This is a genomic window from Pantoea sp. X-Soil-YNGN-785, assembly GCF_059730585.1.
Genome location: NZ_AP035942.1, coordinates 1,422,865 through 1,446,505, shown reverse-complemented (window position 1 = coordinate 1,446,505; position 23,641 = coordinate 1,422,865). Strand labels below are relative to the sequence as shown.

Here is a 23,641-nt window from a genome sequence, read left to right as displayed (position 1 = left end):
AGGGGTCTTAATTGTATGGGGGTTATTTCTTCGCACGTTTCACAACTTCTGAAATGAGGTCTTCGAAAGTTGGGATAGCAGCCAGTGCATCACGTGCTTTTTGTTTCGCTTGAGTCAGAGCCACCGCAGCATTTTTACGTTTCTGAATAAGTCGCTGTAAATCGCGGTCGTACTCAACCTGCGAAACAGCTTTCGCCTCTTCTGAATCAGCATACGCCATAACGTTGACCACACCATGAGGCAAAAAGACAAGCGTTGATGACAAGCCACCATTAGATCGACGCTCTGCCAGGCGATAACCTTCGATGTTGTAGAGGCCATCTTTCAGCATTGTATTGAAATGATACTCCCCTGCGGCGAACATGGTTTTGATATCAGGATGCCTCAGTTCGTAGGCCCATTTAGATTGAATCTGTGCACGGTAACGCAGTTCATCAGTCTCGAAATCAGAGACTGCCTCGCAAGCTGCGATATGGTCTGCCGTCAGCTTTTTGATGATTGGCGTAAAGTATTCCTCAACCCTTAAACGCTGCTCAGAAGGGAAAAGTTGGTCAAAACTTTGCTGGTGGTCTTCAGCGTCCTGCTGCTGTTTCTCGCGTTGCATGGTGTTAAACAATTCTGCTTCAGCCTGGAATCTGTCAGCACGATCAGAGTCTGTGTCCAACTGGTTGATCGGGACTTGCTTGATACGCCCTGTTTCTGCGTCCCAATCAGTTCGGTAGGTCACAGTGTCAGCGGGGTCTGTCTCACGTTCACTGGCTGCGAGAGTAGCAAGAGCTTTTACATGGGCTTCGCGTCTTTCCAAGCTGTTTGGATCATCGAAGTCAGTCGGGTTATTGAAGTTGATGGGTGCAAGATTCATTAGTGTGTTTGTCCGTGGTTGCAGGGATTTTGTACATAAGGTTTTGAGCGGAGACGGTCAATAAACTGATCCATCTGGTCACGTGTTGTTGCGTAGAGTTCATTGGCGTGTTCTTCAGCTTCTTCCGGGGAAAAGCGCATTAAGAGGAAAGCATCACTGAAAGCGTTCACGAGTAAATGAGGTTCGGCATAGACGCATTTGAAGAGCTGACCTGCTGAGACAGTGTCGAGATTGATCTCGAATCCACGGCTGAGATCTTCTTGGTCACGCCATTTGATGATGTCATCCATTCAGCGCCCACCTCTTTTCGGATTTGATCAGCACGCTGTTCAAGCTGGTGGACTCTTGCCGTGATTCCATCAGCTTAAGGAGTTCGTTTACTTCAAGCATTGCGTTGTCTCCACATGGAATCAGCGCGGCATAGAAACACGACGAGAATAGTTGTGAGGATCGTAAGGGTCATTGCGGGGATACCTTTTAGAGTTGGATAAAAAATTATCGCTAACCCGATGATCAGGCTAACGATGATTGAGTCAGATTTGCAAAGCTGCTTGTCGCCGCATCCCCGCAAAGGTACGGGAAAACAGTTTTGCACCTGTGCTCGATACCGCTGGAGAAGCGGGAGCTGACAGGATTTAGTTGAGATGACCGATAAGACATCTTTGCGAATCTGGCTGGGAGTGTTTTGAGATAGGCGGTGAAGACACCGCGCTATAGGTGAAGCATCAGGAAGTGACTTGAAGAACTACTGACCACTCTTAAATGTTAACATTATTGCAACAAATTGTCAACATTTTAATAACACAGCCACCCGTAAAAATGGCTAATGTATCGTGGCAAAATGCCGATATCAAAAACTGTGGAAACCTACAAAAAAGGAAACAGCAGTGAGAAAAATCACAGTTATTTTGGCATCAGCAATTTTGTTCACAGGTGCTGCACATGCTTTTGGCGAAGGGCCAGCAGAATTGCAAGAAAAGGCTGCGCGTGTAATGGCGCAAGAGATAGGCATGACACGTGACCAGATAAATGAGTTGAAGGGTATTATTGCGGAAAACGCACCTATTGGTGATCTGAACAAATGTTCCGACTACGGTTACCTGATGGGGCAAAAGATGGGTGAGCAAATGCCATCAATGTCTGACAAAGTGACAGATGCTATACAAGATTTTGCTACTTGGGGCTGTGTTGTTAAAAACAGAGGCTGATTAGCTCTTTAGTAAAGTGATATTGGCAGGCTGCTGATACCTACCCTGTCACCATCTGAGTTCTGGTAGAAATAACCTGGCTCGACTGGTTGTGTGCGGAAGTAGTCAGCAGTTGCTTTTACATCCTGATATGCACGCTGTCTTAGTATCTCGCGCTGTCTGTCTTCATCTGATAGACGCTTGTTATAGAGGATTTCTGATCTGGAGACTTTGCTGGACATTGCTGGGAGGCCTTTTTAGATTTTTTTAAAATTAAGGGAGGGTGTTTTTGATACGGGGTATGGGGAGTGTCTGGGGAAATATCTGTGAAGTCTAAATTGAGGCACTTAGAGGCTCAAAGCTGAGCATTAGGTTCCTTTCGCAAAAGCTGAAAATATGACTGCTCAAAGGTGCTGTGAGAGCTTCTGAGAAGGGTTCTGGTCAAATCTGATCACATAACCACTCGATCCAACCATAGATAGCTATCTATAAGATTACTTACTCGTGAGCTTCTTCACCTTTGCCACCATCCCTACAGAGCATTCACACAGTTTGGCTATCTCTGCGTATGTGTAGCCACCTTTAACCAGGTAACGGGCAATCTTGTCACGTAACGCTGTGTCTGCTGGGCGTCCCTGATACTTACCCTCTTCTTTCGCTTTCGCAATACCTTGTGACTGACGCTGACGGCGTTTGGTGTAGTCCTCATGGGCATAGTGAGCAGCAATGTCCATCATCAGGCCGTTTATCAACTGAATGATCCTGTCATCTGCTGATGCTTTCAATGCACCGTGCGATGTTGGCAGGTCAACCACGACAACACGTAAACCACGTTGAGCAATGATTGCTTTCAGTTCTTCGTACTGTGCTGCTGGTAAGCGAGTCAACCTGTCGATGCTTTCAACCAGAATCAGATCGCCCTTCTTAGCACTGTTGAGCAGTCTGGAAAGTTCTGGACGTTCCAGCTTTGCACCAGAGAAGTTTTCAACGTAGTGAATCACGTCCTTTAGCTGGTGGTCTTCAGCGAACTGATTAACAGTCTGGAGAGCGCGTGTTGCATCTTGGTCAGAGGTTGATGCACGCAGGTATATATGAGCAGTTGTCTTCATGGTTGGCCTGTTGTTCACAATGGGTTTCAATGCTCTTATTCTACGTGAATTAACTATGTAGAGTAAATAAAAATAACCCTATGTGAACAACATTATTCACGAAACCTGTTTTCAACTCAGGTATACCCTATGTGAACGATTAAGCGACTGCTTTAGGCGCAACAGAGAAACGCTGAAAAGTCGGGGTTGATGCTGGCGTTTTAGATTGGGTCACAATGGATGTTGTAACTTCTGCTTTGCTTGGGAGGCCAGCCTGAGCAGCCAGTACACGCTTTGACATAGAACGACGCTGGTTGTTGTCACTGGCTAACAGCTTCTGTGCGACATCAATCTGTGTCTTTAGGTCAATTGCGTTGGTGGTCTTGTCATCAACACCGTATCTACGGAGGGTTACAGCGTCTTTGTGAAGGATTGCTTCAAGGAAGCTGTAAGAGGCTGATTGAGCCTGCTCGGTCACAGTATCAGCGTTGGTTGTATTGGTTGTGGTAGTCATTCATAGGGTTACCTTTTGGTTTTTTGAGAATGGGGATCTGGGAGGCAATAACGATAGACACTGAGCAGATACCCATCAGAGAATGCTCAGGTAAGTTATTACAGATCAATAATTTATATTGGAATTCATCTTAAAGTGTGTGTTCAGTCGCTGGTTAGGTCATCGACAAGTTTGAGAAGGAATACGGTCAGGACGCTTGTTGGAACGATATCGTAGAGAAAATGGATGATGAACGATTGCATGGTTAGTTACCGGATGAGTGTTTGCGATGACGTACTAAGCAGAGGTTAACGTAGCTCTGAGAGATACCGAGCTGTTCAGCGATCTGCTTATGGGTGAGTTTCTGAGAGCGCAGATTAACAACCTGTTCAGGAATGTTCTGCTGATGTGTTGCGACTGGTAGTCCAGCCAGTTTACGGATCAGAATTGATTCGTGTGGGTTCAGGCCAGCCTGCTTAGCAGCTTCTGTTGGTGATTTACCCTCAGAAACAAGGGTCAGAAAGTGTTTAACCTCAGGTGTAGGGGCGAATGTGAATTGTTTCATTTACAGATACCTTGTGGAAACACGTGGACATTTAGCCCACGAGGATCACTTAAATGGTGTTTAAAAGTTGTTTTAATGGTTGGTTGCACTTAACCAGACGTGACAGCGTGTGTACTCCACAGGGAAGACGGGTTACACCACGATAAACGCACCAGCCTGACACAAAGTCATTTTTGATATGTGCCATGTTGAAATCATGCCGAGACAGATAGCTTCGCTTGCCTCTGGTGTTCGTAATTGCATCTGACATCGTGTTGTTAACGTAATCCTGCTCGTAGGGTTCGAACTCTGGCAGTGTGCAAAGCTGAAAATCTTCTTCTGTTGGCAGGTCTTCCCATACCATCACACGTGAACCAGCACTTACCCGTACATGTTCAACAAACAGTTTATGATGCTGGAATACACGGATCACACGTTCGCAGATTGAACAGATGTACTGTGCATATCGCTCATTGGCACCGCCTGCATCTTGCAGAACGTCACGTTTACGGTTCAGAAATTCCAGGACAGATTCAGTGGTGATGAATGGGATTGAACGTAGCACAGCAAACACCGTGCGAGGGTTAACCTTTGTATTATCTGTTGCACTGTCAGACTGTTTACAGCAGCCGGTAAATATGTCTTCAGACCTTGAAGGCATATCACCATAACTTGCCCACAGCTTAAAATAGACAGTGCAAGGGTTGACGATAACCCGCCCCTGACGACGAACGAGTCCAGACCCTTTCACATTGGTTTGATTGTTCTTAGGAGTAGGTGAAACTGCTTTAACAGCACGAGCAACATCTTTATCAGTAGGTGCTTTGTAGTCTGCTGGCAAATCGTATCGAAGATTGATGTCACGCTTACTCATACGTGATTCACGTTTCTTTTCTTCAGGAGTGCGGTTCATCCACAGTTTAAATTCGCGGTCGTTCATCTGGTAGCCTCAAAATCTGTTAAGAATGAGGCATAAAGCGGGATTAAGTTGATTTTGAGTTAGATGTCTACAGGGCGTAGAACTGCTTGAATTGAACGACTATCGAACGGGATAGGCAGGCTTGTTTAATTTTCGAGTTGATTTTCTTTTAGTTGGCTTTATGCCTAACTGATACACACATCATAACAATTATTACAAGGGTTGTCAATTAATACTTTACTAATGATTGCTCCTGTGTTAAGGGCTTATCACACTGTTATTTATGCGTGAGCTATGGCGTATCCCATAAGGGAGCCATCAACTGTGATAGGGTTCTGATCATTTTATCTTGAGGGTAATGTTAATATAGCAACTTGCTTCGCTGTGCCGTTGCTCTGGTCGCAATCCAGATTGCTCCACCATTTGACAGTTCAACTTTACAGATCATTAAGATACTTACTACTACTGCGTTTTAATGTGTTTGATTAATAAGGAAAAATAGATAAATTGGCTCAAATTTTTCACAAGATTTGTGCGGCGCGTATGGGTATAGTGGGGGTTTTGTCAACACTTATTTAAAGCTGATTTTGTTGCCTGTACCGCAGTACGGGTATGAATCGGTGAAGGTGACAAAGTGTCTGCCCTGCCACCCTCTGAGCTTATGACGATCGCGATTGAATATTAAGGCGTCAGGAACAATTCGGGGTCATACCAGTCTTCGTTGGCAATGAGATTGCAGTGGCTATCGTCTTCTAAGAAGATCAATCCTGCTCGACCTGCTTTAGCGAAAGCAAATTTAGCCGTTACATCAAAGCTGTCACCATTGAAGGGACGGTCTCCATCGCTGCTGTATCCACCCTGTAAAGTCCCGGTATCTCCGATTGACCAATCATGTGTAGCTTTCCACACATCGCCACTCACCGTAATCTTCTGGTTCAGATACGGTAAATCCTCAAATTCGGCATTGCTGTTAACAATGTCATCTGATGAGAAGATATCGTCCTGGATGCGTTCGAGAAAATCTACCTGATTGTCATCGTAAAAGTCGTCAATTGAGAGCCAGACAGATACTGGTAAACCCTCTTTCAGTTCAAGGATACAAAGGTCAATAGCTGAGTCTGACATTTCGAACTGTTTAGCTCTGTATCTGCCCTGAGCAGGGTTCAAGATGATGAACTCAGCATCTGACAATACATAGCCTTGTTGATGATCTTTCTCTTCCTGAAGCATTGCAGCATAGCTTTTGTAAGCAAGGAAGGCAGAGACCACTTCACGTATTTGTGAGAGTTTGACTGGTGATGTTTTGATTTCAGGATGTTGGGAAATCTTGTAGCAGATAGCCTGGATTGTTGCTTTCATTAGAACCTCTCCGTCAATCGGATCACATGGCAATCATTTCAGGTTTGGTATTGGACATTTTGTTACCCTCAACCATTTGCCAGATCCGACAGTGTGAGAAGGTTTAAATGTGTTGGATGTACTGCTACCTTTTTTAAGCTGTCCAAAACTTAGGCGGGTGCCTAAGTCCACTATAGCGTTGAAAAAGTAAAAATCAATAGCAGTTATAAAGCCTCCTTTTTTGCTTTCGTTATCGCATCCTCAAAAGGCCATCGCTATCATTCCTGCGTGTTTGGATAGTCTGGTTCGACTTCAGGCCAGTCACCGCGATCGGTCTGGGTTCCGTTCCTAAACTCTTCAGCCGGGAGCACTTTAGGTAATCCCTGCCCCATAACTGCAATGAAATCATGGTCAGGTGTGTCGTCAGTAGCTTGCTCAAAGGTCAGAGTAAGGTCTCGTTCACCTTCCAGAGAAAACCCTCGGATTACGTTCCCATTGTGAAGACGTATGTCCACCAGCTTCGCGCGACCATCTATCACAATTTCACGCACCATCTTCTTGATAATGACATGTGCTTCAGTCCTACCCTCTGAACTCTCCAAATCAAGTTTTGAAAGGTCGAGGTCAGATACTGACTGAATACGCATCGTTTCGCGCCTGAGTTCAGCCTGGAGCGATTCCTTTTCCTTCTGCTTTTCAGCAAGTGCATCTCGTATCTGGGTGATAGCCGGTAGCTGTATTAGCGTCTCAGTAAGCGTCTGAAGTTCTTTATCAACCGTCTGAAGTTTACGCTGGATTTCAATTATCTTGCTCTGGTCAATGTTGCTGTCGTAAAGCTGTGACAGTTTGCTGAAGAGACGGGTACAGAGTTCTGTATCCAGCTTTTTACGTGACACTGAACCATATTCACAGCGTCCTTCATGCATACCATTGCAGCGGTAAGTTCCCTGATAAACAGGTTTACGGATGCCAGATGGCGACATAGTCAGACCACATTTACAGCGGAGCATTGTCCTGAAGATATTCACATACAGCCAGTGATCACCTGTTGCCAGCCTCCCCTTTCCTCCCTGTGCCAGAAGCGTCTGAACAGCATTGAAGGTCTGATCGTCGATTATGCGTGGATAGTAATCAGGTATCTCATCGCGAAGGATTGTCTTGCGATCTTCAGTGCTGATCTTTGCAGGGAGATAACCAAGTACGCTACGTGAAGTTAAAAGGCATTTAACAGATACAGCAGACCAACCACCGCCACCTGGCTTAAACGTTTTTGATATACGGGCCTTGCGATCATTGATGGTCTCTATACCGTTTTCATTGAGATGCTTACAGATAGCAAACATGCTGTGACCAGCTAAGCGCATTTTGAAGATCAGCCTGACGATCTCAGCTTTAGGCTCAATAACAATGAATGATTGTCTATCAGGGCTTAGTTCAATCCAACCGGGTGTTTGCCTCCCCATCGGTAAGCCTGTTTCGATTGCCTTAGCAGTCTTCGCTTTCCAGACAGCTATAGTTCGCTCTTGTTTGACTACTGATTCCTGGTGAGCACGCTCAGCAATCAAAATGTGTTTGATCAATCTTATTGGGTCAGAAAGGGATGATTTATCATATCTTTCATTGTCAGATAAGGTCAGAATTTCGACATCCTTTCTAAGAATCTGCCGAATATCATCAATCGCACTATCTATGTCAGCACGCGAGGCACGGTCAAAATTTTCCATGACAATGAGACTGCCTGCAGGGATGTTTTCAGATAGAACATTATCAAGCATACGCTTGAACTCACCCCCGTCAGCCTTGTGTTTCTGGTGGAATCCAGACTTTCCTTTGTCAACGTAGCGATGTGTTGGTGACATGAAATACTGGTCACTGTGCTTATGGTAAAACGCATCAATCATATCGTTCTGCCGACGCAGACTGTCACCAGAGTCCTGAGCTTTCGTACTCCACCTGACATAAGAGACAAGCAATTTCATGTGCTACGCTTTCCTTTAGTTTCTTTTGCTGAGGAATTCTAACATGCAAGATGAGCAGCGTGCTAAGACAAGAATACTGGTGCTCTATTACTCGATGTACGGACATATTGAAACGATGGCGAACGCAGTTGCAGAAGGCGCTCGTCGGGTTCCCGGCGCGGAAGTGGATATCCTGCGGGTACCAGAAACGATGGAGGCCGATCGCTTTGCACAGGTGGGCGGCAAAACCAATCAGCAGGCAGCAGAAGCGACGCCTGAGGTACTGCCGCATTATGACGCGATTATCGTCGGCACCCCGACCCGCTTTGGCAACATGTCCGGACAGATGCGGACATTCTGGGACCGCACCGGCGGTCTCTGGGCGTCAGGCGCGCTGTTTGGCAAGGTTGCCAGCGTCTTTACCTCAACCGGCACCGGCGGCGGTCAGGAACAGACCATTACCTCAGTCTGGACCACGCTGGCGCATCACGGCATGGTAATTGTGCCTATCGGCTACGGCACCAAAGAGTTGTTCGATATTTCTCAGGTTCGCGGTGGCACGCCTTATGGTGCGACCACACTGGCGGGCGGCGATGGTTCGCGTCAGCCGACAGAAGCGGAACTGAATATTGCCCGTTTCCAGGGTGAACATGTTGCCGGACTGACAGTGAAACTGCAGGACTGATTTAAACAAAGGAGAAAAGTATGTCTACTGAACAATCGAAAGCACACCACGTTGGCGAATGGGCCAGTCTGCGTCATACCTCCCCTGAAATTGCCGAGGCCATTTTCGAAGTGGCGAATTACGATGAGAGACTGGCAGAAGAGATCTGGCGTCAGCAAGGCAGCGATGACGTGCTGATTCGTGCCTTTGAAAAAACTGATAAAGATCTCCTGACCTGGGATGACAAGCCCGTAGAACGTAAGAACGTCTGATTCAGGGGCGGGACCTTCCCGCCCTCATTTTTAGCTCACCAAGGAGTACGCTATGTCTTCCTATCAAAGCATTAATCCCGCCAATAACCAGTTGCTGAAAAGCTGGCCGTCGCATGATGAGGCCGCTGTCAGCCAAGCTCTGGACGTTGCCGATCGCCTGTTTCACTCATCATGGAGCAAAGGTGAGATCCAGCCACGTCTGCAGGTACTGAAAAAACTGGCTGACCTGATTGATAGCCGCGCGGAAGAACTGGCCACCATCGCCAGTAAAGAGATGGGGAAACTGATTGGTCAGAGCCGTAGCGAAGTGAAAATCTGTTCACAGATTGCCCGCTACTACGCAGAGAATGCAGAACGTATTCTTCAGCCGCAGTCCTATCCCAGCGAGCTGGGCGAAGCCTGGGTTGAGTATCATCCGATTGGCGTGTTAGTCGCCGTCGAGCCGTGGAACTTCCCTTACTATCAGCTGATGCGCGTGCTGGCCCCTAACCTGGCGCTGGGTAACCCGGTGCTGGCGAAACATGCCAATATCGTGCCGCACTGTGCCGATGTCTTTGAAAAGCTGGTGCGTGAAGCGGGTGCACCTGAAGGTGCCTGGACTAACCTGTTCATCTCAACCGATCAGGTCGCCGATCTGATTGCTGACGACCGGGTTCAGGGTGTTGCTCTGACCGGTTCCGAGCGCGCAGGCAGCGCTGTGGCTGAGCAGGCCGGTAAGCATCTGAAGAAATCGACGCTGGAACTGGGCGGCAATGACGTGTTTGTGGTGCTGGACGATGCCGATCTTGACGAAGCCGTCCGCCAGGGCGTGCAGGCGCGTCTCAGCAACTGCGGCCAGGTCTGTACCGCCGCAAAACGTTTTATTCTGCATGAGAAGATTGCCGATCGCTTTATCAGCCAGTTCAGTGCCGCGCTGAGTGCCGCCACGCTAGGCGATCCGCTGGATGAGAAAACCACGCTTGGCCCGCTCTCTTCCGCTGACGCACGCGACCGTCTGGTGAAACAGGTAGACGAAGCGGTGGCTAATGGCGCAAAACTGGTGACAGGCGGTAAAGCCGTTGACGGTGAAGGTTGCTTCTATCAGCCCACCATTCTGACCGGCATTACCCCGGATAATCCTGCCTATTATCAGGAGTTCTTCGGCCCGGTGGCGCAGGTTTATGTCGTGGGTGATGATCAGGCGGCTGTGGCGCTGGCGAACGACTCGCACTATGGTCTGGGTGGATCGGTCTGGACTCGTGATATTGCACGCGGTCGTAAACTGGCATCTGCCATTGAAACCGGCATGGTGTTTATCAACTCCCAGAGCGATACCTCTGCTGAGCTGCCATTTGGTGGTGTGAAACGTTCAGGCTATGGCCGTGAGCTTTCTGATCTTGGCATCAAAGAGTTTGCTAACCAGAAGCTGGTGGTCGTGGCGGGTTAATCGTCCTGCAGCCATAAAAAAACCCCGTCGCGACGGGGTTTTTTATTATCGGCCGGAAAGCGTAATTACTGTGTGGCCACAGCTGCTGACGTTGAATTGTCATGGTGTGCCGTTGCAGGCGCGTTCGCGGCGTCAGCTTTGTCAGTCGTGGCTTTATTGTCACTGGCTGATTCTGCTGCATTGTCGGCTTTTGCTTTCTCAGCGGCGGCTTTTTCTTCTGCTGCTGCTTTGTCAGCTTTTGCCTTTTCAGCCGCGGCTTTATCAGCTGCAGCCTTATCCGCTTTTGCCTTTTCTGCTTTTGCTTTTTCTGCAGCAGCTTTATCGGCTGCGGCTTTGTCCGCTTTCGCTTTTTCAGCTGCGGCTTTGTCCGCCTCTGACTTCTCAGCGGCAGCTTTATCTGCGTCAGATTTCTCTTTGGCTGCGGTCGCTTTGTCCGCTTCAGCTTTATCGGCTGCAGCATCCTGCGTCGCGGCGGCTTTCGCACTGTCATCGTCAGCCTGAGCTGCCGGTTGTGGTGCCGCAGCAGGCTGCATCGGTGTACCCTGCAGTGCCGCATTCAGCACCTGAGAGAACTGATCCCAGCTGCAATAGCCATTCGCATCGGCCTCACAACCCGCCAGCTGCAGCGTCACGCGCTTCGGTGGGTTCTTCAGGCTCAGTACATCCGCATTGCGCAGCTGATCGGCGGTCTGATAAACATACTCCACCTTGAGCAGGTCTTTATCGTTTTTCGCATCATGCCAGCGTTCGAAAACAACCTGACCGCCAATTGGCGTTTTTTCATAGGTGTCAGGCAGCTCATAAGGCTTGACCTGTAACGCACTCAGCAGCGAGGCGATGTTCGAGTCATGGCCGACCATCAGCGTAATTTTCGGCGCGTTGGCTTTGTCCTGATCCACTAACTGACTGCGGATGTAATCCACCAGCGGTGCTGCCACTTCACGGGAAACGTCCGGACTGGTAAACAGCGTGTCCTGATAACCATTTTTAATCGCTGACAGCTCTTTCCACTGTTCAGGCGTTTTGATCTGGCCCCAGGCAACCTGGTCCAGCGGGAAACCTTCGTAATATTGCAGCGTAAAGGCATCCATCAGCGAATTACCCACTTTCAGCGGGCCACTGACCGTTGGCTCTTTACCGTTTTCAGCGCTGAAGGTGTTCTGACCACTGCTGAGGTCGCACTGCTTTTTATTGTTACAGGCAGGCGAAGCTTTGTAGTCGACAATCTTTTCCAGCCGCTGGAAGGCGGGCTTCAGTGACAGTTTCTCATTGGCGGCGGCCATGGCGGCCAGCGCTTTTTTATTGAAGGCTTCACTGTCATCGGTGATGACGGGATTGAATACGGGATCCATGGCGCCCATTTCATCCTGATGCGTGACGGCAACGTCACAGCCAGGGAAGGCACCATTCACGAAGAACTGCGCGGTAGCGACAGTGCGCTGCAGGCTGTTCGCGTAAACAAAGACGTTATTGCTGTCAGGGCAGCTGCCGTTCTTCACCAGGCCCTGCTGTGCCAGCCACTGACGGGTGTAGTTACCCATGTAGACTTCCAGCACGCCACCTTTGGTGGTCAGCTGTCCGCCGGGAACATCCCACTGCGGCCAGCTCTTTTTGGTCGACTGCTCCAGCACGCTGCCATTATCGGCCAGCGGCGCACGCAGATTGTGACGGCTTAACATCAGCACCTGTTGCAGCTGCATATCGCCATCAGCAGCAAATGCTACCGTTCCGACCGGCAATGCAGCGAGCACTGACAATGCGCAAAGACTCAGTTTCTTGATCATTGTGCCTATTCCATTCATTCAGTAAAGAAACACTCTGGCTATCAACCGATTAGCTCGCCTCAGAGCGATGTATTTAACAGTGTAACTCAGCTCGCCTCAGAAAAGCGCCAGATGTTTGCAAAAACAGTGAGTGGACTATAGCAGAGATGCATCGGGCAGATGAATGCGCAGCCGCGCGTCATCGGAAGAGGCGTGCTTTTTTCAGACTGGAGGAAAAAACCGGAATGGCAGAAACGAAACAGGCCAGCACTATGTGCTGGCCTGTAAAATGTGGCGGAGGAGGAGAGATTCGAACTCTCGGATGGTTTCCCATCGGCGGTTTTCAAGACCGCTGCCTTAAGCCGCTCGGCCACCCCTCCGTTTTGAAACGGTACTGCTTCGGTAAACTTACTGATTTTACCGCTTTATTGCCCGTGGCAGATAAAGTGGCGGAGGAGGAGAGATTCGAACTCTCGGATGGTTTCCCATCGGCGGTTTTCAAGACCGCTGCCTTAAGCCGCTCGGCCACCCCTCCGCAATGACGCGCACTATAAACATCCCGTTTAGCGATGTAAAGCGTCTATCTGTCTATTCGCCTGAAAAACAGCCAGATTGTGATTTTTCGCTGTGAAAATCGCCACTCTGCTCAAACAATTAGCAGAATAGCGCGTAAAGAAGGGTAAAACGCCTTTTCCCTCTTTAGTGGCCTGCGTATTCTCGGCACATATTTAGTGTTCTGCTGATTAGTGTTCTGCTTAAAGGAGCGCAACATGGAAAGAATTGTCACCTCATCGCAGTCCTCACTGCTGTCAACGCACAGAGTTCTGCGTAATACCTATTTTCTGCTGGGACTGACCCTGGCCTTTTCCGCGGTAACGGCGACAGTCAGCACCCTGCTGGCCCTGCCTGCGCCGGGTCTGATTCTGATGCTGGTCGGCTTTTATGGCTTGATGTTTTTAACCTACCGTCTGGCGAACAGCCCGATGGGTATTCTGGCCGCGTTTGCGTTTACCGGCTTCCTGGGATATTGCCTGGGTCCTATCCTGAGTTCATTCCTGACCGCAGGCATGGGCGACGTGATAGCGCTGGCGTTGGGCGGTACGGCGCTGGTGTTCTTCTGCTGTTCTGCCTACGTGCTGACGACCCGTCGTGACATGTCCTTCCTGGGCGGCATGATGATGGCTGGCTTTGTGGTGCTGCTGGTGGCGGTGGTCGCGAATATCTTCCTGCAGCTGCCTGCGCTGCATCTGGCTATCAGCGCCCTGTTCATCCTGTTCTCCGCAGGTGCCATTTTGTGGGAAACCAGCAACATCATTCATGGTGGTGAAACCAACTACATTCGGGCGACGGTCAGCCTCTATGTTTCGCTCTATAACATCTTCGTCAGCCTGCTGAGCCTGCTGGGTTTTGCCCGCAGCAACTAACCAGCAGTGACAGTCAGTCTGTGAAACCCCGCTTCGGCGGGGTTTTTTACTTTTACTGTCCGCCAGGTTTGCTAAACTGCGCCGTCATTTATAGAGAGGACGTCACGTGAATTTTAACGGTAACGAAATCGCCGTCGATGCCGAAGGCTATCTGAAGAGCATCGACGACTGGAGTGAGGCGCTGGCGGCGCACATCGCGGAACAGGAAGGGCTTACCATGTCTGAAGCACACTGGGAAGTGGTCCATTTCGTGCGCGCCTTTTATCTGGAATTTAACACCTCACCTGCCGTGCGGATGCTGGTAAAGGCAATGGCGCAGAAGTATGGGGAAGAGAAAGGCAACAGCCGCTACCTGTTTCGCCTCTTCCCGGAAGGACCCGCTAAACAGGCGACGAAAATCGCCGGCCTGCCTAAACCGGCGAAATGCCTGTAGTTAACCGGTTTTGAAATCGCGGGGCGGTTCTGCGGGCTGGTGTGGCTCCACCAGCACCTTATCAACGCGTGCGCTGCGTGGTCCACCTGCTTTAAGCCAGGCGATGAGTGCTTCGACCTGCTCCGCCCCGCCCCAGGCCAGCACCTCGACGCTGCCGTCATCCAGATTTCGCGCGTAACCCAGCACGCCCAGGGTTCTGGCTTCGGCCTGCGTACTGTAACGAAACCCGACGCCCTGGACGCGGCCATGAACCCATGCTTTAAAACAGGCTACTGACATTATTCTCTCCTGCTGCTGTTCGTTGCAATTTCCCGTTATCCACCGGACAATGGCGCCTCATTTTTTCAGGTAAGCATAGCAAACTATGACAGTCAGATTGATTCTCGCAAAGGGACGTGAAAAGTCCCTGCTCCGTCGCCATCCATGGGTCTTTTCAGGTGCCGTTGCACGTCTGGAAGGTAAAGCGCAACTGGGTGAAACCATTGACGTGTGTGACAGCAACGGTAAATGGCTGGCGCGTGCCGCTTATTCGCCCGAGTCGCAGATCCGCGCCCGCGTCTGGAGCTGGCAGGCCGATGAATCCATCGATATCGCCTTCTTTGTGCGCCGTTTTGAACAGGCGCAACAGTGGCGCAAATGGCTGGCGGCCCGCGATGGTCTGGATAGCTATCGCCTGATCGCTGGTGAATCAGATGGTTTACCGGGCGTCACCATCGATCGCTTTGGCAACTTTTTAGTGCTTCAGCTGCTCTCGGCAGGCGCGGAATATCAGCGCGCGGCGATCATCACTGCCCTGCAACAGTGCTTCCCTGATTGTGCCATCTATGACCGGTCTGACGTCGCTGTGCGTAAGAAAGAGGGGCTGGAGCTGACGCAGGGCACCGTCACCGGTGAACTGCCCCCGCCACTGCTGCCGATTACCGAGCATGGCATGAAGCTGCTGGTTGATATCCAGGGCGGCCACAAAACCGGTTATTACCTCGATCAGCGTGACAGCCGTCTTGCCACGCGTCGTTACGCGCAGGATGCCCGCGTGCTTAACTGCTTCTCTTATACCGGCGGGTTCGCAGTTTCTGCGCTGATGGGCGGCTGTAAAGAAGTGATCAGCGTCGATACCTCACAGGAAGCGCTGGACGTTGCCCGTCAGAACGTTGAACTGAATGAGCTGGATCTTTCCCGTGCACGCTTTGAGCGTGATGATGTGTTCAAACTGCTGCGCCGCTACCGTGACAGCGGTGAGAAATTTGATCTGATCATTATGGATCCGCCAAAGTTCGTCGAAAACAAAAGCCAGTTAATGGGTGCCTGTCGCGGCTATAAAGACATCAATATGCTTGCCATTCAGCTGCTGAACCCAGGTGGCGTGCTGCTGACTTTCTCCTGTTCCGGTCTGATGGCCACCGATCTGTTCCAGAAGATCATCGCCGATGCGGCGCTGGATGCGGGCCGCGAAGTGCAGTTTATTGAGCAGTTCCGGCAGGCAGCGGATCATCCGGTCATCGCCAGCTATCCGGAAGGTCTCTATCTGAAAGGTTTCGCCTGCCGCGTGATGTGACTTGAAAAATCAGCTCCTGCCCCCATATTGGAAAGAGAGCTTTTTTTCGGAGGTCACTATGATTGCCAGTAAATTTGGTATTGGTCAGCAGGTTCGTCATCGTTTGTCCGGCGTTCTGGGCGTTATTGTGGATGTCGATCCTGAATACTCGTTAGATGAGCCTAAAATTGAAGAGGTTGGCGCGGAAGAGAAAATGCGCACTGCGCCCTGGTATCATGTGGTGATGGAAGATGAGGAAGGCGATCAGGTTCATACCTATGTTGCCGAAATTCAGCTTTCTGGTGAAACCAGCATTGAGCATCCTGAGCAGCCATCAATGGATGAGCTGGCGGCGTCAGTACGTCAGCAATTACAGGCACCTCATCTGCGGCATTAATCTGTGGCGGCACGCTCTGCCGCCACGCTAATTTTTAACGCGTTATCCCCAGACGCGGAATCTCAATCTTCGGGCAGCGATCCATAATCACCGTCATGCCTGCATCCTGTGCCAGTACCGCCGCCTGCTCATTAATCACACCCAGCTGCAGCCACAATGTTTTTGCCCCTGCGGCAATGGCTTCCTGCGCCACGCCCCACGCGGCTTCTGAATTGCGAAAGACATCTACCATATCAATCTCGCCCGGTACTTCCGCCAGACTGGCGTAAGCCTGCTGCCCCAGCAGGGTTTGGCCGGCCAGTTTTGGGCTGACCGGGATCACCTCATAGCCCTGATCGAGCAGATATTTCATCACACCATAACTGGGACGGTCGGGACGATCGCTTGCCCCTACTAAGGCGATACGTTGGGTGCGCGTCAGCACATCGCGAATTGTCTGGTCGTTCATCTTTATCTCCTTTCAGGTCAGTGTTGAGTGTAGTTTGGCGCATGCTTCAACAGTTAAGTCCCTGACGAAATTAATTGAACCCGCGCACGAATAAATATGTTTAAATGTAAATTAACTGCCATAATGTAAGAATTTGCTACACATCATCCTTTGCGTCACCACTTACCGGAGTTGAAATGAAGCTGTCGCTGGCCGTAACGGGGTTACTTACACTCCTTGTTTCGGCGTCCTGTTCTGCCATCACATTGAAGCTCGATCCCCAAATCGATCTGTTGGTGCTGGATGGTCGAAAAATTTCAGGCTCGCTCCTCAAAGGAGCAGACAGCTTAGAGCTGGATCGCGGTCAGCATCAGTTTCTGTTTCGGGTAGAGAAGCAGCGCAAAGGGCAGAAAGAGAGTGTGATCGCTTATCAGTCTGCGCCGATGATCGTCACCTTTACTGCCGTGGCCAAAACCATCACCATCCGGTTGCCGGCGCTGGAGACAAAACGTGAGCGTTATCATTTTGACCGCAGTCTGAATTTTCAGCTGGTGGATGAGAAAGGCAATGAGATCACCAGCGTGCGTGACCACCTGCCGGCCACCGCGACAGCGGATATGGAAAAAGCGATGCTGAATTACAATCGCACCCATCAGATTGCCTCTGTCCCCCGGTTTGCAAATTCCGCTTCTGCTACGCCCTCTTCTTCCCGCCTCACCGCCGATCTGGACTGGACAACCCAGGCCGAACTGCCTTCGCTGCATCGCTGGTTTCACCGGTTCGATGAAGCTACGCGTCAGCAATTTCTGACACTGGTCAAAATGCTGCGTACGAGTTGATAGCATTAAAGGGCCAGAGGTAAACTCGTGCTTTCTCTTGTCTTGCGCATGAGCCTTATCAGGACGCTTTTATGGAACAGACTTTTCGTACCCTTGGCACCACAAAACATATTGCGCTGGTCGCCCATGACCACTGCAAAACTGCCCTGCTTGACTGGGTTAAACAAAACCAGCCCGCACTTGAACCACACATCCTCTATGCGACCGGCACCACCGGAAATCTGATCAATCGTCATACCGGTCTGAATGTGACAGCCATGCTGAGCGGCCCGATGGGTGGCGATCAGCAGGTCGGCGCGCTGATCTCGGAAGGAAAAATTGATGCGCTGATTTTTTTCTGGGATCCGCTCAACGCCGTGCCGCACGATCCGGATGTGAAAGCTCTGCTGCGTCTGGCGACCGTCTGGAATATCCCGGTCGCCACGAACCGCTCCACAGCGGATTTTATTATTCAGTCGCCACTGTTTGCGCAAAACGTTGAGATTATGATCCCCGACTATCAGCGCTATCTGGCCGATCGTCTGAAATAACTCAGGCTTTACGCAGTACGGGTACGCCCAGTTCGCGGAAGTGATCGACAAACGAGGACGGCGCGGCCTTATCAAACATCAGAAAGACCTGCTGACGCGCGCGCGTCAGCGCCACATAGGCCAGACGGCGCTCTTCCGCATCCGGAAACGCTTCGGGCTGTGGTAACAGGCCCTGTTCGATAATCGACTCGCGTACTTCCGCCGGGAAGCCCTCTTTACCCTGCTGCAATCCCACCAGAATAACGTAATCCGCCTGCTGACCTTTGCTGGCATGGATTGTCATAAATTCCAGATTAAGTTTCGGCCAGCGGGTTCTGGCTTTATCCAGTAATTCCGGTCGCAGATAGTGATAGCGCGCCAGTAGCAGAATCCGCTCATCAGGCTTCGCGTAACCGCTGAGTTTGTTCAGCAGGGCTTCCAGCTGATCCTCCGACAGCAGCGAAATCGACTTTTTATTGCCCTTGGTGACGCTGTTCAGCGGTTTTGCCAGCTGCTGCGGATTCTGCTGGATAAACCGGTTAGCAATGTCACCAATGCGGTCATTAAAGCGGTAGGTGGTGTCCAGCACGCACCGATCGCCCTCACCAAAGTAGTGATGAAATGCGGTGGTCAGCGTCATCTCTGCACCGCTGAAGCGGTAGATAGCCTGCCAGTCATCGCCAACCGCAAACAGCGCGGTGCGCTTATTTTGCTTGCGCAGTGCGCTGAGCAATGCGGCACGCTGAGGCGAGATATCCTGGAATTCATCCACCAGAATGTGTTTCCACGGACTGATAAACCGTCCTTTTTCCAGAATCGCAATGGCCTGGTGGATCAGTCCCGAAAAATCGACCGCGCCCTCCTCTTTCAGCGCGCTTTTCCACGCTTTCAGCAGGGGTGCCATCAGTTTGATGCGTTTACTGAAGTGATCCCGAATCTCTTCCGGCACATCCGCGATCATGGCCGCCTGTGCGCCGCCATGCATGCGCATCAGACCGAGCCAGCGCTCCAGACGTGACGCCAGCCGGTTTGCCAGCCTCTCGTCCTCCCAGAATGGTCCTTCCGGTACCTCCCACTCCAGTTCGTCACGGAGCCACTGACGCCAGCCGTTTGCCATCGCCTTTTTCTCATGGCACTGCTGCCGCCACTCCCTGAGTAGCAGCGTACGACGCGCATCCGCATCGCTCTCGAGCTTACTGATAACCGGCTGCTTATTGCTGCCTTCACGAATAATATGCAGAGCCAGAGAATGGAAAGTCCGTGCCTGGATGTCACCCGCAGAGAGCCGGGACTGAATACGTGCGTTCATCTCTTCAGCCGCCTGGCGGCCAAACGCCAGCAACAGAATTTGATCGGCACTGGCCAGTCTGCGCTCCATTAACCAGCCTGCACGGGCCACCAGCACCGAGGTTTTACCGCTGCCCGCACCGGCCAGTACCAGCAGAGAATCCTCGCCATTAACCACGGCCTCACACTGCGACTGATTGAGTGGTGTGCTCTCGACGCTGGCGAAGAACGACTGATAGCGGGTCAGCATGGCGGCAGTCCAGTCGCGGTTTCGCTGCCTCAGGGCCGACTCACCCTGATCCAGCCAGTGCTGGCAAAATGCCAGGTTATCACGGCAGTCAGGAAAATCGTTTAAGCGGGTGAACGGCATCGGCAACGCGTCGAACTGTTTGAGAATCTTTGTCTTCAGCGCCTGCAGCTCGTGGCGATTCAGCCAGCGATCCTGCGCGCTAAACGTTCCGATTTCGTCGCGCAGTGACTGGAGCACCTCGCGGCACACCGCACTCATCTCCAGACTCCAGTTCTGCCAGGCCTGCAGCAGATAGTGGTGAAAGCGCTGCGTCTCCTGCCATTCCGTTCCGTGCAGCCGGACCACTTTTTCATCGGCCAGCAGAAATTCCAGCTCACCCCATACCAGCCCGCGCTTGCAGGCAATATCCAGTAACTGGTTAAAGGGGATCAGATACTCATGCTTATCGCCACTGACTTCGACACCCGCTGCCAGCAGACGAACACGGTTATAAGGATGCTGGGCAAGCCGTTTGCCCATTGAGGTTGCTTTCAGTTCCACGCCGACACCAACGTCAGATAACAGGATTAGGGGGAGTTTACCTGTCAGACCCTTGGCGCTCCAGCCTTAAAACAAGCTAAACTTGGCGTCACATCTTGCGGAATGCAAAAGGAAAAGAAGATCATGCGCACCGTTTTAAATATTCTTAATTTTGTCCTGGGCGGCTTTTTCACCACCCTGAGCTGGCTGTTTGCCACCCTAATCAGCATCGTGCTGGTTTTTACCCTGCCGCTGACCCGCTCCTGCTGGGAAATTACCAAACTTTCACTGCTGCCATTTGGCAACGAGGCGGTACATGTTGATGTGCTGCGCCCTGAAAGTAAGAGCCACATAATGAATACCGGCGGGACCTTCCTGAATATCTTCTGGCTGATTTTCTTCGGCTGGTGGCTCTGCCTTTCGCATATCTCCGTCGGGATTGTGCAGTGCATCAGCATCATTGGTATTCCGGTGGGGATTGCAAACTTTAAGATCGCCGCCATCGCGCTCTGGCCGGTTGGCCGCCGGGTGGTGTCAGTGGAAGAGGCGCGTGCTGCGCGCGAAGCCAATGCCCGTCGCTATTAATACGATGTCAGATGCCGTGCCAGGCTGGCGGAAATATCTGTTTAACAGTACCTGGCGCTATCTGCTGCGGATCCTGTTTGCGCTGAGTGGCTGCGCTGCCATCCCCTGGTGGCTGCATCAGATTGAGTGGACGATTCCCCTGACGCTGGGGGTGGTCGCGGCTGCGCTGGCCGATCTTGATGATCGCCTGGCCGGTCGTCTGAAGAATCTGCTGATTACCCTGCTCTGCTTCTGCTTCGCCTCGGTTTCCGTAGAGCTGCTGTTTCCCTGGCCGTTCGCTTTTATTATCGGTCTGGCGATTTCGACCTGGGGCTTTATTTTGCTGGGTGCCCTGGGGCAGCGCTACGCCACTATCGCTTTTGGTGCGCTGCTGATTGCGGTCTATACCATGCTCGGCATTGGGCTGTTCAGCCAGTGGTACATGCAGCCGATGCTGCTGCTGGTCGGTGCACTGTGGTATAACCTGCTGACCCTGCTGGGTCATCTGATGTTCCCGGTCCGGCCGGTCCAGGAACAGCTGGCAGGAAGCTTTTCACAACTGGCGCGCTACCTTGATGCCAAGGCGAATCTGTTCGATCCCGATGCGGGCGAGCAGGATGATGCGGCGTTTATCGATGCAGCGATGGTGAACAGCCAGTTGGTGGCGCAGCTCAACCTGACCAAAACGACATTGCAGAGTCGCCTGCGCGGCGATCGCGGGTCGCGCGGCACCCGTCGCAGTCTGCACTACTACTTTGTAGCGCAGGATATTCATGAACGCGCCAGCTCTTCTCATCTGCAATATCACCTGCTGCGCGGCGACTGGCGCTATAACGAAATTCTGTTTCGCTTTCAGCGCCTGCTGAATATGCAGGCACAGGCCTGTCGCCAGCTGGCTCATTGCATCCTGATGCGTGAAAGATGGGTACATGACAGCCGCTTTGAGCGCGCGTTCGAACGTTTGCAGAAAGCGATTGAACGGCTTGAGCAGCATGAGCCTGAGGCCCCGCATACCCGCGCGCTGTTCTGGCTGTTGCGTAACCTGCGCGCCATTGACGCACAGCTTGCTTCCATTGAATCAGAGCAGACGCTGGCCGGGGAAGATCCACAGCACAGTGACAATTTGCTGTCGCGCGAAGGGTTAAGTGGCTGGAGTGATATCCGGCTGCGCTTCAGCCGTCATCTCTCTCCCGCGTCGGCGCTGTTCCGGCATGCGGTTCGCATGTCAGTGGTGCTCTGTATTGGATACGGCTTCATTCAGATAACCGGACTGGAGCGGGGATACTGGATTTTGCTGACCAGCCTGTTTGTCTGCCAGCCCAACTATAACGCAACGCAGCGACGTCTTGCCTTGCGCATCGGCGGAACGCTGGCGGGGATTGCGATTGGTTTACCCGTTTTATGGCTGGTACCCTCCATTGAAGGGCAGTTAATCCTGATTGTGATTACCGGCGTGCTGTTCTTCGCTTTCAGACAGGTGCAGTATGCGCAGGCTACGCTGTTTATCACTCTGCTGGTGCTGCTTTGCTTTAACCTGTTGGGTGAAGGGTTTGAAGTCGCCCTGCCCCGTGTCGTGGATACCTTACTCGGTTGTGGTCTGGCCTGGCTGGCTGTCGCCTTTATCTGGCCTGACTGGCGCTTTCGTCAACTGCCAGCGGTGGCAGAGCGAACTCTGAAAGCGAACTGTCGCTATCTGGATGCAATCATGGAGCAATATCATCAGGGTAAAGATAACCGTCTCGCCTATCGTATCGCCCGCCGTGATGCGCATAATGCGGATGCTGAACTCGCCTCAGTCGTCTCAAACATGAGCAGTGAAAGTCGCACCAGCCAGAAGCTGCGTGAGTCAGCTTTTCAGTTGCTCTGCTCCAATCACTCATTTCTGAGCTACATTTCCGCGCTGGGCGCTCACCGCGATAAAATTACTGCGCCGGACCTGCTCACCTTACTGGATGATACGGTTTGCTATGTCGAAGATGTGCTCCAGACGGACGTGGTCAGCGATGAACATGTTGAAGCGATGCGCCAGCAACTGGCTCAACGAATCAGCCAGCTGGCTGCAGATGCAGATACGCGTGCGCCGCTGGTGCTCCAGCAACTCGGTCTGCTGGTGGCATTAATGCCCGATGTGGCTCGCCTGCGCCGCACGCTTATTACTGACTAGCTGTCACTGCTTCTGAAGTCCGGGTTTGATAAAAGCGTGCGCTGGAACCATGCATTCAGCTCCGCCCGGGTTGCCTGCGGCAGCGCAGCCGCATGGTGGCCCATAATAGCCCCCTGCAGCGCCAGTAATGTCTGAAACCCCACGTGCTGGTTGATCGCTTTTAGCTTCAGCCAGCACTGTTTGGCTCCTATCTGATAGAGATGATTGACGCTCATCACGCCCGCCTCAAAGAGCATCATCTCCATGCGTACGCTGAGATTAGGCAAATCTTTCAGCCGCGGAGAGGCTTGCCTGTCCTGCAACTCCAGCTGCGCCGTCTCTAAAGAGGCGGCAGAGAGCGCCAGCAGATGGTCAGAATCGCGCCATAATGCCTCATCAACCCGAAAGTAATTGAGGCTGACCAGTTTTCCCCGCTTGCGAAAAATTAAGGGTTGCAGCGGGCGATCGGCAATATACTCGCGCAGGGGTTCACTGGCCCGCAGATAGAGTTCGTCTTTATTAATTAAGGCAAAAACCACACTTTCGACAGCCAGAGCGTACCCCCCAAACTGGGTGCGGGACTCTATCGGTCCCAACGGGGCCAGACGCGTTCTGGAGCGCTCTACGACTGGGTTCACCTTTTTCATTGCACCACCTCCATGTCAGAAATATTTCTTAAATTGCCTTGGGTATCAGGCAATTAGAAGATAGAAAAAAGTGTCAGCTGGTTCAATGAATAAATAGTGCTTCAACTAATCTTGTCGCGTTTTTGCGAGGCGTTTTCAGAAATTTGGGTTGATC

At 51.5% G+C, this 23,641-nt stretch carries 25 protein-coding genes and 2 tRNA genes; 12 read left to right on the top strand and 15 right to left on the bottom strand.

Annotated features, from left to right (window positions below; translation table 11 throughout):
* Positions 1-22 precede the first annotated feature (22 nt).
* Positions 23-862, bottom strand: coding sequence for a hypothetical protein (locus AC6I8E_RS06645; RefSeq protein ID WP_497824570.1), 840 nt, complete (start codon positions 860-862; stop codon positions 23-25).
* Positions 862-1,152, bottom strand: a complete 291-nt coding sequence (locus AC6I8E_RS06640; RefSeq protein ID WP_497824569.1) for a hypothetical protein — start codon at positions 1,150-1,152, stop codon at positions 862-864. Before AC6I8E_RS06640 ends, AC6I8E_RS06645 begins: the two co-directional genes overlap by 1 nt.
* A gap of 597 nt (positions 1,153-1,749) precedes the next feature.
* Between AC6I8E_RS06640 and AC6I8E_RS06635 the strand changes: the two genes are divergently transcribed.
* The gene (locus tag AC6I8E_RS06635) at positions 1,750-2,070 is read left to right on the top strand and encodes a hypothetical protein (RefSeq protein WP_497824568.1); all 321 of its coding nucleotides are present in this window, start codon (positions 1,750-1,752) and stop codon (positions 2,068-2,070) included.
* A gap of 473 nt (positions 2,071-2,543) precedes the next feature.
* Here the strand turns inward: AC6I8E_RS06635 and AC6I8E_RS06630 are convergent, their stop codons facing one another.
* From AC6I8E_RS06630 to AC6I8E_RS06605, 6 genes are all read right to left on the bottom strand, one after another.
* The gene (locus AC6I8E_RS06630; RefSeq protein WP_497824567.1) at positions 2,544-3,158 is read right to left on the bottom strand and encodes a recombinase family protein; all 615 of its coding nucleotides are present in this window, start codon (positions 3,156-3,158) and stop codon (positions 2,544-2,546) included.
* A gap of 139 nt (positions 3,159-3,297) precedes the next feature.
* Positions 3,298-3,651 carry a hypothetical protein gene (locus AC6I8E_RS06625; RefSeq protein WP_497824566.1) on the bottom strand — a complete coding sequence of 118 codons (354 nt, stop codon included), beginning with the start codon at positions 3,649-3,651 and terminating at the stop codon, positions 3,298-3,300.
* Between the two features lie 244 nt (positions 3,652-3,895).
* Positions 3,896-4,195, bottom strand: coding sequence for a helix-turn-helix domain-containing protein (locus tag AC6I8E_RS06620; RefSeq protein ID WP_497824565.1), 300 nt, complete (start codon positions 4,193-4,195; stop codon positions 3,896-3,898).
* A gap of 49 nt (positions 4,196-4,244) precedes the next feature.
* Positions 4,245-5,114, bottom strand: a complete 870-nt coding sequence (locus AC6I8E_RS06615; protein ID WP_497824564.1) for a hypothetical protein — start codon at positions 5,112-5,114, stop codon at positions 4,245-4,247.
* Positions 5,115-5,774: 660 nt separating this feature from the next.
* Complete coding sequence (locus AC6I8E_RS06610) at positions 5,775-6,452, bottom strand: hypothetical protein (RefSeq protein WP_497824563.1); 678 nt, start codon at positions 6,450-6,452, stop codon at positions 5,775-5,777.
* Positions 6,453-6,709: 257 nt separating this feature from the next.
* Positions 6,710-8,410 (bottom strand): recombinase family protein, encoded by a 1,701-nt coding sequence (locus AC6I8E_RS06605; RefSeq protein ID WP_497824562.1) that lies wholly within the window; start codon positions 8,408-8,410, stop codon positions 6,710-6,712.
* A gap of 43 nt (positions 8,411-8,453) precedes the next feature.
* Between AC6I8E_RS06605 and wrbA the strand changes: the two genes are divergently transcribed.
* The 3 genes from wrbA to AC6I8E_RS06590 are packed head-to-tail and all read left to right on the top strand — an operon-like array spanning position 8,454 to position 10,751.
* Positions 8,454-9,074, top strand: a complete 621-nt coding sequence (wrbA, locus tag AC6I8E_RS06600; RefSeq protein ID WP_497824561.1) for an NAD(P)H:quinone oxidoreductase — start codon at positions 8,454-8,456, stop codon at positions 9,072-9,074.
* A 20-nt stretch (positions 9,075-9,094) separates the two neighbouring features.
* Positions 9,095-9,325 (top strand): YccJ family protein, encoded by a 231-nt coding sequence (locus tag AC6I8E_RS06595; RefSeq protein WP_003850006.1) that lies wholly within the window; start codon positions 9,095-9,097, stop codon positions 9,323-9,325.
* Between the two features lie 52 nt (positions 9,326-9,377).
* On the top strand, positions 9,378-10,751 hold the full coding sequence (locus AC6I8E_RS06590) for an NAD-dependent succinate-semialdehyde dehydrogenase (RefSeq protein ID WP_147788427.1): 1,374 nt from the start codon (positions 9,378-9,380) through the stop codon (positions 10,749-10,751).
* A gap of 65 nt (positions 10,752-10,816) precedes the next feature.
* On the opposite strand, the gene agp is transcribed toward AC6I8E_RS06590, so the two are convergent.
* The 3 genes from agp to AC6I8E_RS06575 form a co-directional block, all read right to left on the bottom strand.
* Positions 10,817-12,535 carry a bifunctional glucose-1-phosphatase/inositol phosphatase gene (agp, locus tag AC6I8E_RS06585; RefSeq protein ID WP_179291176.1) on the bottom strand — a complete coding sequence of 573 codons (1,719 nt, stop codon included), beginning with the start codon at positions 12,533-12,535 and terminating at the stop codon, positions 10,817-10,819.
* A gap of 271 nt (positions 12,536-12,806) precedes the next feature.
* A tRNA-Ser gene (locus tag AC6I8E_RS06580) sits at positions 12,807-12,894 on the bottom strand.
* Positions 12,895-12,961: 67 nt separating this feature from the next.
* Positions 12,962-13,049 (bottom strand) — tRNA-Ser (locus AC6I8E_RS06575).
* 235 nt (positions 13,050-13,284) lie between these two features.
* Between AC6I8E_RS06575 and yccA the strand changes: the two genes are divergently transcribed.
* A complete protein-coding gene (gene yccA, locus AC6I8E_RS06570; protein ID WP_497824560.1) occupies positions 13,285-13,938 on the top strand; it encodes an FtsH protease modulator YccA in 654 nt (217 codons plus the stop codon).
* 106 nt (positions 13,939-14,044) lie between these two features.
* Entirely contained in the window at positions 14,045-14,371 is a 327-nt protein-coding gene (tusE, locus tag AC6I8E_RS06565; RefSeq protein ID WP_013357366.1) for a sulfurtransferase TusE, read from the top strand.
* Here tusE and yccX read toward each other — a convergent pair whose 3' ends face one another.
* Complete coding sequence (gene yccX / locus AC6I8E_RS06560; RefSeq protein WP_497824559.1) at positions 14,372-14,650, bottom strand: acylphosphatase; 279 nt, start codon at positions 14,648-14,650, stop codon at positions 14,372-14,374.
* A gap of 85 nt (positions 14,651-14,735) precedes the next feature.
* On the opposite strand from yccX, the gene rlmI reads away from it, so the two are divergent.
* Together rlmI and hspQ are read left to right on the top strand one after the other, a co-directional pair.
* Positions 14,736-15,926 (top strand): 23S rRNA (cytosine(1962)-C(5))-methyltransferase RlmI, encoded by a 1,191-nt coding sequence (gene rlmI, locus AC6I8E_RS06555; protein WP_013357364.1) that lies wholly within the window; start codon positions 14,736-14,738, stop codon positions 15,924-15,926.
* Between the two features lie 58 nt (positions 15,927-15,984).
* Entirely contained in the window at positions 15,985-16,302 is a 318-nt protein-coding gene (gene hspQ / locus AC6I8E_RS06550) for a heat shock protein HspQ (protein WP_013357363.1), read from the top strand.
* 34 nt (positions 16,303-16,336) lie between these two features.
* Here hspQ and AC6I8E_RS06545 read toward each other — a convergent pair whose 3' ends face one another.
* Positions 16,337-16,750 (bottom strand): CoA-binding protein, encoded by a 414-nt coding sequence (locus tag AC6I8E_RS06545; RefSeq protein WP_033732185.1) that lies wholly within the window; start codon positions 16,748-16,750, stop codon positions 16,337-16,339.
* Between the two features lie 176 nt (positions 16,751-16,926).
* Between AC6I8E_RS06545 and AC6I8E_RS06540 the strand changes: the two genes are divergently transcribed.
* The gene (locus tag AC6I8E_RS06540; RefSeq protein ID WP_370426250.1) at positions 16,927-17,568 is read left to right on the top strand and encodes a YccT family protein; all 642 of its coding nucleotides are present in this window, start codon (positions 16,927-16,929) and stop codon (positions 17,566-17,568) included.
* A 71-nt stretch (positions 17,569-17,639) separates the two neighbouring features.
* Positions 17,640-18,098, top strand: coding sequence for a methylglyoxal synthase (mgsA, locus tag AC6I8E_RS06535; protein ID WP_095707421.1), 459 nt, complete (start codon positions 17,640-17,642; stop codon positions 18,096-18,098).
* Position 18,099: 1 nt separating this feature from the next.
* On the opposite strand, the gene helD is transcribed toward mgsA, so the two are convergent.
* The gene (helD, locus tag AC6I8E_RS06530) at positions 18,100-20,154 is read right to left on the bottom strand and encodes a DNA helicase IV (protein WP_497824558.1); all 2,055 of its coding nucleotides are present in this window, start codon (positions 20,152-20,154) and stop codon (positions 18,100-18,102) included.
* Positions 20,155-20,277: 123 nt separating this feature from the next.
* On the opposite strand from helD, the gene AC6I8E_RS06525 reads away from it, so the two are divergent.
* Positions 20,278-20,718, top strand: a complete 441-nt coding sequence (locus tag AC6I8E_RS06525) for a YccF domain-containing protein (protein ID WP_013357358.1) — start codon at positions 20,278-20,280, stop codon at positions 20,716-20,718.
* Positions 20,702-22,861, top strand: a complete 2,160-nt coding sequence (yccS, locus tag AC6I8E_RS06520) for a YccS family putative transporter (protein WP_110331649.1) — start codon at positions 20,702-20,704, stop codon at positions 22,859-22,861. The genes AC6I8E_RS06525 and yccS overlap by 17 nt, the downstream gene beginning before the upstream one ends.
* Here yccS and AC6I8E_RS06515 read toward each other — a convergent pair.
* Entirely contained in the window at positions 22,858-23,487 is a 630-nt protein-coding gene (locus AC6I8E_RS06515; RefSeq protein WP_312216846.1) for a TfoX/Sxy family DNA transformation protein, read from the bottom strand. The two genes, yccS and AC6I8E_RS06515, sit on opposite strands and share 4 nt — an antisense overlap.
* Positions 23,488-23,641 lie beyond the last annotated feature (154 nt).

What these genes read in the sequence shown, in the direction of transcription:
- AC6I8E_RS06645 (WP_497824570.1), bottom strand. Translation starts at nt 862, where the DNA reads ATGAATCTTGCACCCATCAACTTCAATAACCCGACTGACTTCGATGAT.
- AC6I8E_RS06640 (WP_497824569.1), bottom strand. Translation starts at nt 1,152, where the DNA reads ATGGATGACATCATCAAATGGCGTGACCAAGAAGATCTCAGCCGTGGA.
- AC6I8E_RS06630 (WP_497824567.1), bottom strand. Translation starts at nt 3,158, where the DNA reads ATGAAGACAACTGCTCATATATACCTGCGTGCATCAACCTCTGACCAA.
- AC6I8E_RS06625 (WP_497824566.1), bottom strand. Translation starts at nt 3,651, where the DNA reads ATGACTACCACAACCAATACAACCAACGCTGATACTGTGACCGAGCAG.
- AC6I8E_RS06620 (WP_497824565.1), bottom strand. Translation starts at nt 4,195, where the DNA reads ATGAAACAATTCACATTCGCCCCTACACCTGAGGTTAAACACTTTCTG.
- AC6I8E_RS06615 (WP_497824564.1), bottom strand. Translation starts at nt 5,114, where the DNA reads ATGAACGACCGCGAATTTAAACTGTGGATGAACCGCACTCCTGAAGAA.
- AC6I8E_RS06610 (WP_497824563.1), bottom strand. Translation starts at nt 6,452, where the DNA reads ATGAAAGCAACAATCCAGGCTATCTGCTACAAGATTTCCCAACATCCT.
- AC6I8E_RS06605 (WP_497824562.1), bottom strand. Translation starts at nt 8,410, where the DNA reads ATGAAATTGCTTGTCTCTTATGTCAGGTGGAGTACGAAAGCTCAGGAC.
- wrbA (WP_497824561.1), top strand. Translation starts at nt 8,454, where the DNA reads ATGCAAGATGAGCAGCGTGCTAAGACAAGAATACTGGTGCTCTATTAC.
- AC6I8E_RS06595 (WP_003850006.1), top strand. Translation starts at nt 9,095, where the DNA reads ATGTCTACTGAACAATCGAAAGCACACCACGTTGGCGAATGGGCCAGT.
- AC6I8E_RS06590 (WP_147788427.1), top strand. Translation starts at nt 9,378, where the DNA reads ATGTCTTCCTATCAAAGCATTAATCCCGCCAATAACCAGTTGCTGAAA.
- agp (WP_179291176.1), bottom strand. Translation starts at nt 12,535, where the DNA reads ATGATCAAGAAACTGAGTCTTTGCGCATTGTCAGTGCTCGCTGCATTG.
- yccA (WP_497824560.1), top strand. Translation starts at nt 13,285, where the DNA reads ATGGAAAGAATTGTCACCTCATCGCAGTCCTCACTGCTGTCAACGCAC.
- yccX (WP_497824559.1), bottom strand. Translation starts at nt 14,650, where the DNA reads ATGTCAGTAGCCTGTTTTAAAGCATGGGTTCATGGCCGCGTCCAGGGC.
- rlmI (WP_013357364.1), top strand. Translation starts at nt 14,736, where the DNA reads ATGACAGTCAGATTGATTCTCGCAAAGGGACGTGAAAAGTCCCTGCTC.
- hspQ (WP_013357363.1), top strand. Translation starts at nt 15,985, where the DNA reads ATGATTGCCAGTAAATTTGGTATTGGTCAGCAGGTTCGTCATCGTTTG.
- AC6I8E_RS06545 (WP_033732185.1), bottom strand. Translation starts at nt 16,750, where the DNA reads ATGAACGACCAGACAATTCGCGATGTGCTGACGCGCACCCAACGTATC.
- AC6I8E_RS06540 (WP_370426250.1), top strand. Translation starts at nt 16,927, where the DNA reads ATGAAGCTGTCGCTGGCCGTAACGGGGTTACTTACACTCCTTGTTTCG.
- mgsA (WP_095707421.1), top strand. Translation starts at nt 17,640, where the DNA reads ATGGAACAGACTTTTCGTACCCTTGGCACCACAAAACATATTGCGCTG.
- AC6I8E_RS06525 (WP_013357358.1), top strand. Translation starts at nt 20,278, where the DNA reads ATGCGCACCGTTTTAAATATTCTTAATTTTGTCCTGGGCGGCTTTTTC.
- yccS (WP_110331649.1), top strand. Translation starts at nt 20,702, where the DNA reads ATGCCCGTCGCTATTAATACGATGTCAGATGCCGTGCCAGGCTGGCGG.
- AC6I8E_RS06515 (WP_312216846.1), bottom strand. Translation starts at nt 23,487, where the DNA reads ATGAAAAAGGTGAACCCAGTCGTAGAGCGCTCCAGAACGCGTCTGGCC.